The 12,885-nt window shown below is 46.7% G+C and carries 14 protein-coding genes; 10 read left to right on the top strand and 4 right to left on the bottom strand.

Going from position 1 to position 12,885, the window contains the following annotated elements; genetic code table 11:
* The first annotated feature begins 2 nt into the window (after window positions 1-2).
* The 3 genes from PO771_RS15755 (at window position 3) to PO771_RS15745 (ending at window position 3,223) form a co-directional block, all read left to right on the top strand.
* Window positions 3-1,238 (top strand): FecR family protein, encoded by a 1,236-nt coding sequence (locus PO771_RS15755; RefSeq protein ID WP_272560625.1) that lies wholly within the window; start codon window positions 3-5, stop codon window positions 1,236-1,238.
* Window positions 1,239-1,253: 15 nt separating this feature from the next.
* Window positions 1,254-2,795: an NHL domain-containing protein gene (locus PO771_RS15750; RefSeq protein WP_272560624.1), complete on the top strand. Its 1,542-nt coding sequence runs from the start codon at window positions 1,254-1,256 to the stop codon at window positions 2,793-2,795.
* Window positions 2,796-2,866: 71 nt separating this feature from the next.
* On the top strand, window positions 2,867-3,223 hold the full coding sequence (locus tag PO771_RS15745; RefSeq protein ID WP_272560623.1) for a DUF3307 domain-containing protein: 357 nt from the start codon (window positions 2,867-2,869) through the stop codon (window positions 3,221-3,223).
* Between the two features lie 104 nt (window positions 3,224-3,327).
* Here PO771_RS15745 and PO771_RS15740 read toward each other — a convergent pair whose 3' ends face one another.
* The 3 genes from PO771_RS15740 to PO771_RS15730 all read right to left on the bottom strand — a co-directional run bounded on the left by PO771_RS15740 (window position 3,328) and on the right by PO771_RS15730 (window position 6,267).
* Window positions 3,328-4,278 carry an alpha/beta hydrolase family protein gene (locus PO771_RS15740; protein WP_272560622.1) on the bottom strand — a complete coding sequence of 317 codons (951 nt, stop codon included), beginning with the start codon at window positions 4,276-4,278 and terminating at the stop codon, window positions 3,328-3,330.
* 7 nt (window positions 4,279-4,285) lie between these two features.
* A complete protein-coding gene (locus tag PO771_RS15735; protein ID WP_272560621.1) occupies window positions 4,286-4,813 on the bottom strand; it encodes a helix-turn-helix domain-containing protein in 528 nt (175 codons plus the stop codon).
* Window positions 4,814-4,944: 131 nt separating this feature from the next.
* Window positions 4,945-6,267: a hypothetical protein gene (locus tag PO771_RS15730; RefSeq protein ID WP_272560620.1), complete on the bottom strand. Its 1,323-nt coding sequence runs from the start codon at window positions 6,265-6,267 to the stop codon at window positions 4,945-4,947.
* A 309-nt stretch (window positions 6,268-6,576) separates the two neighbouring features.
* Between PO771_RS15730 and PO771_RS15725 the strand changes: the two genes are divergently transcribed.
* The 5 genes from PO771_RS15725 (at window position 6,577) to PO771_RS15705 (ending at window position 10,511) form a co-directional block, all read left to right on the top strand.
* On the top strand, window positions 6,577-7,749 hold the full coding sequence (locus PO771_RS15725) for a hypothetical protein (protein ID WP_272560619.1): 1,173 nt from the start codon (window positions 6,577-6,579) through the stop codon (window positions 7,747-7,749).
* Window positions 7,750-7,769: 20 nt separating this feature from the next.
* On the top strand, window positions 7,770-8,480 hold the full coding sequence (locus tag PO771_RS15720; RefSeq protein ID WP_272560618.1) for a PRC-barrel domain-containing protein: 711 nt from the start codon (window positions 7,770-7,772) through the stop codon (window positions 8,478-8,480).
* 44 nt (window positions 8,481-8,524) lie between these two features.
* Window positions 8,525-9,202: a peptidoglycan binding domain-containing protein gene (locus PO771_RS15715; RefSeq protein WP_272560617.1), complete on the top strand. Its 678-nt coding sequence runs from the start codon at window positions 8,525-8,527 to the stop codon at window positions 9,200-9,202.
* A 184-nt stretch (window positions 9,203-9,386) separates the two neighbouring features.
* The gene (locus PO771_RS15710; RefSeq protein ID WP_096467222.1) at window positions 9,387-9,647 is read left to right on the top strand and encodes a metal-sensitive transcriptional regulator; all 261 of its coding nucleotides are present in this window, start codon (window positions 9,387-9,389) and stop codon (window positions 9,645-9,647) included.
* A 150-nt stretch (window positions 9,648-9,797) separates the two neighbouring features.
* A complete protein-coding gene (locus PO771_RS15705; RefSeq protein WP_272563192.1) occupies window positions 9,798-10,511 on the top strand; it encodes a YwiC-like family protein in 714 nt (237 codons plus the stop codon).
* Here the strand turns inward: PO771_RS15705 and PO771_RS15700 are convergent.
* The gene (locus tag PO771_RS15700; RefSeq protein ID WP_272560616.1) at window positions 10,508-10,951 is read right to left on the bottom strand and encodes a 2-thiouracil desulfurase family protein; all 444 of its coding nucleotides are present in this window, start codon (window positions 10,949-10,951) and stop codon (window positions 10,508-10,510) included. The genes PO771_RS15705 and PO771_RS15700 overlap by 4 nt on opposite strands.
* 80 nt (window positions 10,952-11,031) lie before the next feature.
* Here PO771_RS15700 and PO771_RS15695 point away from each other — a divergent pair, with 80 nt between their 5' ends.
* Window positions 11,032-11,532 (top strand): NUDIX hydrolase, encoded by a 501-nt coding sequence (locus tag PO771_RS15695; protein ID WP_272560615.1) that lies wholly within the window; start codon window positions 11,032-11,034, stop codon window positions 11,530-11,532.
* Window positions 11,533-11,632: 100 nt separating this feature from the next.
* On the top strand, window positions 11,633-12,799 hold the full coding sequence (locus PO771_RS15690) for an aminotransferase A (RefSeq protein WP_272560614.1): 1,167 nt from the start codon (window positions 11,633-11,635) through the stop codon (window positions 12,797-12,799).
* The last annotated feature ends 86 nt before the right edge of the window (window positions 12,800-12,885 follow it).

Here is a 12,885-nt window from a genome sequence, read left to right as displayed (position 1 = left end):
TCATGTCCGTACTACGAAAAACAGGCATGCTGCTTATACTGGTCCTATTTGTAGTAAGCAGCATCGGTATAGCAGATACAACCGTCATGGCAGCGGCACGTACCGCAAAGCTTGCATCGGTTAAAGGGGATGTAAAGGTACAGAAAAGCGGCAGTAAAAAAGTCGTAACAGCATTTAACAGCATGTCCCTATCACAGGGAGATACCGTTATTACCGGCAAGAACTCGTCTGCCAAAGTGGTATACAGTGCGGGAACACAATCGACACTAGGAAGCGGAACACGCTTTATGATTGCCCAGATGGCAGGAGGAAAAACAAAGGGAAAGGTCTGGTCCGGTCAAGTGTGGAACAAGGTCGAGAGTTTAGCGAATGCGAATGATCGATTTGATATTGAAACCCCAACAGCCATAATGGGGGTGCGCGGAACGTTGTTTCTTGTTACAGTCGAGCCTTGTACAGGTGAAACATATATGACGGTTGAGGACGGAGTCGTAGCGGTGACTACTCGTTCTACACAGCAGAAGGGTCAGCAAACAGGCCAGCAAACAATCCTTGTTCGGTCAGGGCAGCAAGTAACGATTACATCCCAGTACCAAAATCCAGCAGATAAACAAAGTCCCATTGATCCGGGAAGCATCATTTCGAAAGCTTCGCCCGAAATCATTGATCAGATGGTGCAGGATATGGATGAGAGGAAGTCCAAGCTAATTACTGAAATGCAGCAACTGGCCGATACTTTGAAAAAAGGTGTTCCTTCAACAGGAAGTACAGGTGGTGGTTCGGGTAGTTCAGATGGCGGCACCCAGCTTCCTGCTATTCCAATCGTCAAAGTACAAGTAGTACCTGCCACAACATCCAACCATACAGCTAAAATCATTCTTGGGGGAGTGAATGCGGCAAATGTCGCGGGAATCGAGCTGCATGCCCTGTACGCATCAGGTGACGTGTCGAGTCCGCCAACAGGTGTGCCAGGAACGTGGGGAGGCGCTACTTCACTATTGAAAAGCCAACAGATTTATCCGGTTGCCGGTGGAAAAAGTGAGCTTATATTTGCGCAGCTTCTTCCGGATGCAGCTGTTACTCAAATAAACGAAACTCAGTCTTTAGCAGAATTGTCATTCCCGATTACGAGGTCAACAACTGTAGAAATTCTCGCTCTTGCGTTGTATGACAACAACGGAAATACAATTCCAGTACAACTCCCAGCACAAACTACCGTAACATTGCCGATTCAGTAAGGAGGGAACGATAGAATGAAATCTCGAACATGGTATAAAAAAATAAGCAGTGCTCTACTCGTAGTAGGATTGGTAGGAAGTACTTGCTTTTCCGCTCAGGCAGCAGCGTCTGATCTTCCTCTATCCCGTATTACGACAGTAGCTGGCATTAAGCAACTTGGTCAAAAAAACGGTCCAGCAGCTCAGGCACAGTTCCGTTTCCCGTATAGCGTGGTACAAAATGCGGCAGGAGAAATTTTTGTCGCCGATAGTGAAAATCACCAGATTCGTAAAATTACAGCAGACGGAACGGTTCAGACGCTGGCAGGTGGAATGGGCGAGAAGGAAAAAAGCTGCTCGTATCCAGGAGATTTTAAGGACGGAATTGGTACGAGTGCCCGCTTTAATCTTCCGCAGGGCATCGCACTGGATGCAGTGGGAAATCTGTATGTGGCCGATCGGATGAATCATGCGATTCGCAAAATTACACCCGATGGTAAGGTATCTACACTGGCTGGCTCTGGAAAGAGCGGGTATCAGGATGGAGTCGGAAAAGCCGCACAGTTTAACGAACCGGGCGATGTGGCAGTTGGACCCGATGGAGTGGTATATGTCGCCGATACATTGAATCACAGAATTCGCAAGATCGCACCGGATGGCACAGTTCGCACACTTGCAGGTGGACAAACGGATGGTGCATTCCGTGATGGTCGGGGAGAAGAAGCATTATTTAATGAACCAGACGGGATCGCTGTGGATAACAAAGGAATGGTATACGTGGCCGATACCGGAAATCAGCGTATTCGCCAGATTACACCCGATGGGATCGTTCAGACGCTCGCAGGTGGCGGCAATGAAAAGACGGAAGGTTCGACTGTATTTGAGGGAGATTTTGCAGATGGAAGCGGCGAGGAAGCTCGCTTTGCTTCTCCAACAGGCTTATCGATCAGCCCAGATGGAAAGACGTTGTATATTGCCGATACGAACAATCAGCGAATTCGTGCGCTAGCGCTCGATACGCACCAAGTACGCACAATTGCGGGGGCAGAAGAGTACGGCATCTGGAATGGAATCGAACAGAACGCCCGTTTTGACGGTCCTGCTGATGTATGGGCAGGGGCAGGAGGTACACTTCTTGTAGCAGACAACCGGAATCATATGATCCGGAAAATTACCCCTGAGCTACCAGCAACCCATTCCAAAAAGTCATACGTTCAATTGTACTTGAACGATAATGAAATTACGTTTCCCACAGCTCCGCTCCGCAAAGATAACCGGTTATTCGTTCCGGTTCGTGCAATTGGGGATGCGTTAGGTCGTACGATTGAATGGGATGCTCGCACGCAGCGTGTCACCATTCATATCCCGAATGATGATCAGCCAGATAAGCCGCATACGTTTTATCTTAATGTGCAGGACCGTAATATATATGAGGGAAATACGGTTGTACAGACGATGGATACCGCAGCTTTTCTTCATCAGGGGCGTGTTTTTGTCCCGGTACGCTACATAGCAGACCTAAACGGGGTATCTGTGCAATGGGATGAGAAAAACGAGGTTGTGATTTTGCGAAAATAGAGGCTACATCACAGGAGGCGGACAGATAGAAATAGGGGCCTGTCCGCCTATACAATGAAGGGAGAGCGAATATGAGCCAATTTGATATGCTTTTACTCGGACATCTCATTGCAGATTTTTTGTTTCAGACAAGCTGGATGGCAGACAATAAGGCAAAGAAATGGCTGCCACTCGTAACACATGTTACGGTGTATACATCGATTATTGCTTTGTTCGGATGGCTATCAGGTGGGCTTTCGATTTGGGGGCTCGCCTTGATTTATATCGGGCATCTCTTTCTAGATCGGAGAACGTTTGTTGCGTTCTGGGTTCGGCGTGTGCAGATGACAGAGGGGCCAGCAGCGGGGTGGCTTGGTATTATAGCCGATCAAATCTTTCATCTAATCTTATTGGCGCTAGCGATTTATATATCAAGTTACAGTTTATAACAATTTTATTGAGAAGATTACGAGGGAGTCCTTTGCGATTCTCTTTTTTTATATAAAAAATGGAGCCTGTCATATCGATAGGCTCCCGATCAGGGAAATATTATTTAGGTAAGCGGAAACATACGGTGCAGCCAGTTAGCGATTAATTGCTGCACATCAGCATCGATAGGGTGTACGATCTGTTTCTTGTAATCTTTTAAAATTTCCCCAATACCGGGTCCAGCTTTCGTTCGGCGAAGAATGTGAGTCATATCTGGAATGAGATGGGCTTCACATGTACCCGGCATTAAGCGGCAGATCTCATGTACATGTTCTGGATGCACCTGCACATCTTTTGTTCCGGTAATTGCCAGCACTGGGCAGTTGACTTCCGCAAGATAGGGACGTACATCGTATTGTCCATGTTCCCGGTTCCACTTGGCGTTTATTTTCTTGCCTTTATACCGGATGGTGGCATCGGTTGTGTTGTTAATGCGTGTAAGCAGGTCATCATTCATTTTATCGAGTTTGCCAGGCACGTTCAATACGCGAAGGAGCCAGCCGCTAAATCCTTTCTGGCTGCGCATATCGTCTTTCATCTGTTCCCGCTGCCAGGCGGCTGTATCCGCAAGTGGTTCAGCAGATGAAGCGAGCAGAATCATGCCGTGTACGGGTGTGCGTGCATGAACAGCGGGGGCAAGTAGTCCACCTTCACTATGGCCAAGTAGAATGATGCGCTCCGGGTCAAGTTGCGGCTGCTGTTTGCTGAACTCAACGACAGCAACTGCGTCATCAATCAGGTCAAAGAGTCCGGTTTCATAGAAGCTGCCGCCGCTTTGTCCGACGCCGCGTTTGTCGTAGCGCAGTGTGGCATATCCTTGCCGAACGGCTTCGTCACTCAATTCCTTAAACGCATTAATTCGCAGTTGTTTCGCATTTTCATCTCGATCCATATCTCCGCTGCCGTGCAGCATGATGATAACGGGAACCTGATCATCGGAGTTTTCTGGTAGTGTTAGTGTACCGGCAAGTGGGTAAGCGGATGGAATGGTCACTTCAAGTTCTTTACTAGACATACATGCATTACTCCTTTTCCGAAAGAAAAATGTGGGCAAGGGTGCGTTTCATACGATGCGATGCAGGTGGGAAGGCCATGGCTCGGCGCATAAGCGCCCGGTACTCTTCCAGCCAGTCGTTGAATTCGTCTTCCGATAAATACACAGAGGTGTAGCGGTAGCCGATCCCGTCTTTTTCAAAATCACGTTCTGGTTGCGTCAGATAGCGCCCGAATTCTGCTTGTAGAAAGGAAAGAAAGATCGAGAAATAGCGGAGATGTTCTTCAGCTGGTAATTGATTGAATGCAGCGTTATCACCTTGAAAAGCCGAACTTGTAATTCCGTAGCGACTTTCTACGGTTCCGCGTATTTGCTGGTGGGAGCGCGGTTCAATTACACCGCCTTCCTTCAGCTTTTTGACGTGGCGATACAAGGTGGCAGGCGGAATATCAGAGAGGTGTTCGCTTATTTCTTGTACGGTAAGCTCGCGATCTGGCATTAACGTTTGTAAAATTCGCATCCGAACAGGGTGCAGAAGTAGATCAAGCGTATTCATCACGGTATCTCCTTTGGAAAGTAGAGAAAATCTTAGGTATCATTTCATGTATTATTATCATTTTTGATAATAATACATGAAGAAAAATTTGTAAAGAAAAAAGCCCTGGAAGTGTTTCCAGAGCGCTTTCATTAGTGCGGTGCATTTACAGAATAATCGAATACGTCAGGTGCAAACCACTTGACGCTAATGCTTGCGCGTCCTGTCTGGTCAGGGGGATTGATCTGAATATCCGAAGAAGTGAGCTTGTATTTCCCGAGGAAGATATCCGTCTGAGAGGGATTTTTTACATAAAAGGTCAGCCCGCGAATTTCATCAAGACGTACACGGCGATAACCAAAAAGCGGATCGGCAAGCGCTTTGATCTGAATCTGTGTTCGCTCTTCTTTATAGATGGTTGTATAGCGAATATACTGCTGGACGAGATTGTAACGAAGCAGCCTGCTGGTACGTGCAACAAGAATATCGCCATTGTGGTAATAGGTTGCAAGCAGTCGCAGCGCTTGGCGGTTTGGTTCAGAAAAAGGTACATCCCCCACACCACCTCCGAAGTGTTGTGCTACGACGGAGTACTGCCCGCGCTTTATAATTTCATTTAAATGTTTGGGAGTAAGCTGTAGATAAAGGGCGCCCGGCCCCCAGGTCCATTGTGTACCTTTAGCAGTCCGGTTATATCCATAGCGGTGGAATCCCCAGATGCGACTTCCATCCCGCAGATAAAGAGGAAAGATTGCATTATTCGTTCCAAAGGAATAGTCGCTGTATGAATTCCAGACAAAACGTACACCGTTCTGCGCAGCGATATCAGTATGATAGAACGGGGAGTGTGGATTATCCCCAGCTTGATAAGAAGTAAATCCAAAGCGACGATAAGAGCCAAAGTTTTGTTTATTGGCCTGATTGCCATGATTAATCCAGATTTCGGGCTGAATACCAGCTTGCTTCATCTCCTGCCAGGCTGTACGGGCCAGATTGCGGGTGCATAGCCCTTCCTGCTCATTCTGACGGGAGAAATCTCCATAGCTATGTATAGAGTCAATCCAGCCGGCCTGCCAGTAATATTTGATACACTTCGCATCTTTGGGTCGGGTTGGATCGATACCGTGGAAATACGTCATGACTGCGTCAGACTGGCGCTTCCTATTATCTACGTAGGAAGCTGTATTGGTGGCCGTATACATCCAGAAGCTGTCGCCAACATCAAGTCCAAGCCCAACCCCCATTGGAGTTTGCTCTCGGGTATTGAGAAAGCGGTGATACTGTACGAATTCTTCGGGCGTTGTGCCATCAATATCTGATGTAAAAGAAAGCATAGCCCGGTATGGATAAGGGAACTTTCGAAGTTGAACAGTTTCTAAAGAGGAAGTAGTTTTTCTTATGTAAAAGGCAGAAAGGCATAAGAGCATGAAGCAGAGTAGCAGGAATAAAAGTCGATTTTGATAAGTTTTTCTCAAATAATCTCCTCGCTCTCTAATGTTTAATCTATTCAGTATATACGGAAAAATTTAAAAATAGGTAAGAGGAAAATAAGAAATTCATTTACACGATGCGCGGAACAGGGTATGTTATTCGTAATGGTAGATAAAAATAGTCTTGGATAACTACTGAAATTCATAACTTTTTTACTATATAATAGAAAAGGATAGTCATATAAACTGTCGAATTATTACACGTTAGTGCTACATAAGTCAGAAAATTTGTAAGTGCACATACTCGGTTTCATAAGCCTTATGAAGGTAGGAACAGAGGGGAAGGATGATTCGATGGGTATGTCCGAAATCAGTGAATATTTTCAGCTATACTTTTTTCTTACTGTACTATTCTTTCTTTTTCTTCGTCAAAAATTATATTCAAACAGGCAACTGGCAAGTCTTTTCTTTAGATCAATCATACTTGGTGCGATCGCTCCGTTTTTCATGCTGATTATGGGAGGGATTCCTACGTTAATAGTGCTGGGAGCAGGCATAGTCGTGCTAGCGGTCCTATTTATGGTGCGACAGATAAACAGGCATTCTGGGGCGGCCATAGAAGACACAAGTCCCGTGCTGGCTTCGCTGAGTTTGACATCGCCATCTCTTGTACAGGAGGAAGTGGTGAAAGAAGATAGTGCTGGAAAGACAGAGTCAGTCGTGGAGATCGCGGCTGCGGACGAGCATAAGCAGGCGGACCAGGCTCAGCGACTGCGTGATCTTTCTCCTGACCATGAACCTGCGGAAGTGGATCATCCAATCGAGATAGAACCTGAAGTAGTGGAACCTGAAGCAGTGGAACACGAAGATCCGACGCAAGTGGAGGAATCAGTGGCAGAAAGTGTCGCTGATGAGCCAAAGGCAGAGGCTTGTGAAGAAGAGGTTGAAGAACTACAGGAGTACGAGCACGAGCCGCAGCCAGAGCCAGAGCCGTTTGTAGTCGTCGACGATGAGAGTTCGGAAGAAGCATCATTCGCAGACGCGGAAGTAGTGACTGAGGAAGAAATTGAAGAAAAGTCAGAAGAGAGTAAAGCAGAAGAGGTAGTGCCGCAGATCCAGCTGACAGAAGAAGAGCGGCGTCAGGTCAATAGTTACTACCTGAAAGCGGTAGAAGCAGCAGCAAAGGAAGACTATGCTTCCGCAGTGGGGTATTTTCGCGAGGCACTTTCCTATCCGCTTCTATTTGAAGCACGTTATATGATTACAGTAGATTATGAGAAAGCATTGAAACATTTTGGTCTTTACGGCAAAATTAGAGCAGAGTGGAATGAGCTGCTCAGGCAACTGGATACGGGATGTATGACAGGACAGATTCGGGAGAAGTACGAAGCTGATATAATCAGACGAGTTCATTATCTGGAGGAGCTTGACGCGGCGCTTAGGCGCTACGGAAAGCCGAGTCTTCCATGGTCTCTCGTGCCGACCGCCGTACGCAGCGAAGTAGATAAAGCGATAAGCGAGAAATAGATGGAAAGGGCGTACAGCGTATGAAGCAAAGTCAGGAGATTCTTGGAATGCCGATTTTTAGCATCATGGACGGACAAGAGATCGGCAGTGTAAAAAATATCGTCATTAACCCAGAACGGGCTGGTGTAGAATTCCTCATCGTACAGAATGATCATTGGGAGTTCGGGATTAAAGCGATTCCGTATCGTCGTGTAGAAGGGATTGGCGATTATGCCGTCACAGTTGAAAATGATTCAGCTGTCATTGATTTAGCAGAAATTCCGATTGCCAATGATCTTTTATCTAAGAACATTCAGATTCGAGGCACTCGCATTATTACAAAGAAAGGTCGTTTCCTTGGGCAGGTCACCGAGTACTACATTGAGGAAGAGACCGGCAAAATTATCGGTTGTGTGGTTGAAGATCCAACGGGAGAAGCGAAGGTCATGCCGCAGGAATTCGTGGTGACATTTGGCCGCGATATTATGGTTGTGATCGAAGATGGTGTCAAACAGATGATGTCTCTCGATGAGTTTGTTCAGCTTCCGGAAGCAGAAGAAGTAGTAGTAGAAGAGATGGAAGAAGAAGTAGATACGGCACCTTTGATTGGTCGTACACTTGCAGAAGATTTGTATGATGAAGAAGGCAACTTGTTGGGAGCTCAAGGAGAGACGGTAACAGAATCGCTTGCCGAACGGGCCCGGCAGATTGGTCGAAGCAAAGTAGTAGAGTTAACGCTAAAGCTTTCTTAATCGATCATTTAGGACCGAAAAATTAAAGGTAATGGTGAGGCAAGATGAAGATTGGACAGTATATGCGGCAGTTTTCGGTCGTTCTCGCCTTGCTTTTTTTGCAGACAATTGTATTCAGTATCCTCTCGCTTTTTCTGGCAGAAGAGTGGAAAGAGCAGCGATTTCCGGATGAAATGAAAGTCGCTGGTATTACAATCGGGGGATTGACGCATGTAGAGGCACAGCGGCGGCTGGAAGATGTTGTTTATACAATTGACCACATTCCGCTGCAAGTAACGATTGGAGATCGCGTATTTCTGATCGATAAAAAAGCCATCAAACTTTCGTACGACATGGATGCGACGATGAAGAAGGCGCAGGATGTCTCACGTGAACGGACAATGGCAGGACTATGGCAGAAATGGCAGGGAGATGCACCTCCGCTAAGTATTTCGTTTTACGTGACGTACGATGAGAAAGCGTTAGAAGCGATCCTCGCTGAGATTAGCCGAAATGTCGGACAACAGGATTCGAAACGAACGACGGAGAGAGGCACAGTTGACGTAGCCGCTCGAAAAGACGTGCAGGTAGATGTACCACGAACGATAAAGGCCATTGATGAGGAACTACGGATGTTTAATCAGCATCTGCGTGTTCCGCTCGTGCTTTCGCGTGAGAAACCGGGAACGAATCGAGCGGTTACTCGAAGTGCACTTACATCAGCGGCACGCGAAATACAATAATGATCGTAAAAAAGCAGCCAACTGGCTGCTTTTTTCTTTCAAGTAAGCAGAAGCGTCACTTCCATTTGTTTTTCGTAGTGTGTACGGTAATTGGAGTATTCATCCATTGTTTTATTTCTTGTTTACATTTCATACCTAACGGGGTACGATAAATATACCCTATTTTACGTTGAGGTGATAACAGATGGAATATAATGATGCTGTCAGAAACCGTCTTCGTCGTATTGAAGGGCAGATCCGTGGGGTGTTGAGCATGATGGAGCAGCAGAAAGACTGCCGCGATGTTGTCACTCAATTGACTGCCATTCGTTCTGCTGTGGATCGTGCTGTCGGATTAGTTGTTGCGACGAATATGGAATCATGTATTCGTATGGAGATTGAGAAGGGGAACGATCCTGATCATGTAATTAAAGAAGCAGTTGAATTGCTTGTGAAAAGTCGATAATTTTTTGATAAGAAGCCAGCGCTATGTGCGCTGGTTTTTTGTGTGGAAATAGAAAGGATGTATGATCGATGTCACAGGCACTGATGCCACCACTCTGTATAATAAAACCGATATAGCTTGTATGGAAATGGGGTGAAGTACGTGAAATGGATGATTCCTAAACAACATGGTGCCTGGGGGATGCTGTTCGTTCCTTTTGTAGCAGGCGCTAGCCTTGGTGGCTGGCAAATCTGGCACCTACCAGCGCTGGCCGGCTGGTTACTGTTGTATCTGGCTATTTATCCGCTTCTTCTTGCACTCAAGACAAAGCGGCGCCGTCATATGTATCTCAGGTGGGCAGGAGGATATGCGGTAGGAGCTATAGCCTTGTTAGCAGTCCCGCTTGCGGTGAGACCGCAGCTTTTTTTATGTGGAGTGGTGATGCTACCGTTGTTTGCAGTAAATATGTGGTATGCACGTCGCAATGATGAGCGAGCTTTCGGCAATGATAGTGCGGCGGTTGCAGCGTTATGTCTGGGTGGACCAACTGCGTATGTCATCGGAACCGGTGGATCGTATGATCAGCGTGCTTTCATGTTGTGGTTTATATTTGTTCTCTTTTTTCTAGGTAGTATCTTTTTTGTGAAAACGATGATTCGGAAGCGAGACAATCGAGTATTTCGCTTATTGTCATGGGTGTATCATATTACTGTACCATTGACGCTGGCGACAGCCGGATTCGTATTCCTTGCTATCGCCTACGTCCCCAGCCTTGTGCGTGCATTGGTGATGCCTGGCAGAGAACTGTCAATTAAAACAGTCGGATTGACAGAAACGGCGAATTTACTTTTGTTTGTAGGTCTTGTGCTGCTTGCTTTCCGCTAGGGTGTCTCTTCAGAGGATACGGAAATGCCATGGCGCGTAAGAAGTGCAGCGGTAACGCCTAGACCTGGGCGCTTTTCTTTGGAGAATGTCCCATTATAAATCGTCGTGCTGCCGCACGAAGGGCTTCGTTCTTTTAGAATAGCGGCGCTCGCTTTAGCTGTTTGTGCTATGCGAAGCGTCTGCTCGGCACCATGGATAAATTCTTTGGTTACATCATTGCCTTCACGATCAATTACACACGCATGACCATCAAGTACGTCAAATCCATCGCCACCGATGATTTCTGCCGGAAGGCGTGGGGTAGACAGACCGCCCAGTTGTTCTGGGCAGACAGGAATGGCTTCACCTTTGCGAAGCCATTCTTCTATTTTCTCTACGCGATTATGTCCGCCGTCATACCGACATTCACATCCGAGTAAGCAAGCGCTGATTATCTTCACAGAATAATTCTCCTTTCGTATGGTATGCTGTTTTTACCATACTTTTTTTTGTAGAGAAAGACAAGAAAGGAGCGGTGGAGATGAGGTATTCTTTCTGTCCAAAATGTGGTGGGCATCTGGAGCTAAACGAAGCCAAAGATGAGACAAAACCGTACTGTACAGCTTGCGGGTTTGTTTTTTATCAGAATCCAGCAGTCGGAGTGGCCGCGATTATCATGCGGGATAAAAAAATTCTTTTGGGCCGTCGTATCGGTGGTGTGTACGAGGGCAAATGGTGCATTCCATGCGGCTATGTAGAATGGGATGAGGATGTATATGAGGCAGCCCGCCGCGAATTTGCGGAGGAGACCGGGCTTGTCATTACGATTCGTGGCGTATATACGGTCCATTCAAACTTTCATAATCCGAGTCAGCATACCGTTGGCATCTGGTTTATGGCAGACGAAGCGGATGGAGAACTGATAGCAGGAGATGATCTGGATGCGGTCGGCTTCTTCGGATATGACGAGCTTCCAGAGCTTGCGTTCCCGACCGATAAGCTTGTTCTCCAGCAATTAAAACAGGAAAATCAGTTGTGTTAGCAGGACAATTTTAGTATGTACCGCTGTTTTGTCTGCTAAATTGTCACAATCGTGCTATACTTTTCACAAAAAGCTTGACTGGAAAGGAAGGAAGCAAGAGATGAAGCATTTGCTGAATCCACGAGTGCGTGATATTCAAATTTCGGGCATTCGTACATTTTTTAACCGGGTCGCGCAGTATCCTGATGCGGTATCCCTGACCATTGGACAGCCGGATTTTGCGACACCAGATCATATTAAAGAAGCAGGAAAACGGGCGATTGATGAGAACCGAACTACGTATACACCGAATGCGGGCTTATTGGCACTGCGCGAGGCAGCTAGTGCCTTTGTGAAGGAAAAATACGGTCTTACATATGATCCAGCGACAGAAGTCATTACGACAAATGGCGCCAGTGAAGCGATTGACATCGCGCTGCGTACCATTCTGACCGAAGGATGCGAGGTTATTCTACCGGCTCCTGTATATCCGGGCTATGAGCCGATTATTCGCCTGTGCGGAGCGACTCCGGTTTATGTCGATACAACAGATTCAGATTTTAAAATGACGGCGGATAAAATCGCACAGAAGCTGACGGTGAACACTCGCTGTGTCATCTTACCGTATCCGTCTAATCCGACTGGTTGTACACTCGACGAGCAGGCACTAACGGAGATTGCAAAGCTTTTGGCAGATCGTGATGTGTTCGTGTTGTCGGATGAGATCTATAGTGAGTTGATTTATGAAGGTACACATCGTTCACTTGCTTCGTATCCGGCATTGCGTGAGAAAACAATTGTCATCAATGGGTTGTCAAAATCGCATTCGATGACGGGCTGGCGGATCGGATTTACGTTTGCTCCGGCGTATATTAGCGAGCAGATGTTGAAGGTGCATCAGTATAATGCCACATGTGCTAGTTCGATCAGTCAGTATGCTGCACTGGACGCACTGACTGAGGGACGAAATGATGCAGATATCATGAAAGAGGAATATGATAAACGTCGCCGTTATGTATGTGAGCGGCTTACCAAAATGGGATTGGTCCCGGTTGTACCGACTGGTGCTTTCTATGTGTTTCCATCGATCCGGGAGTTTGGGCTGCCATCGTTTGAATTTGCATCGCGTTTGCTTGAAGAAAAACGGGTAGCGGCGGTACCAGGTGATGCGTTCTCCTCATATGGAGAAGGATACATTCGAATTTCGTATGCGTATGCTCTTGATGTGCTGGAAGAGGGGCTGAATCGCCTAGAAGCATTCGTGAACGAACTGCGGAGTCAGAGATAATGAGTAGAGAAAGTCTGCGTGATAAGCACGCAGACTTTTTTTGTCAGGATTTGTCCCGAATGGCTGTTAAATATAGTATGATGAAA

The organism is Aneurinibacillus uraniidurans (assembly GCF_028471905.1).
Lineage (GTDB): Bacteria > Bacillota > Bacilli > Aneurinibacillales > Aneurinibacillaceae > Aneurinibacillus > Aneurinibacillus uraniidurans.
This window is presented reverse-complemented; position numbering and strand designations above follow the sequence as displayed.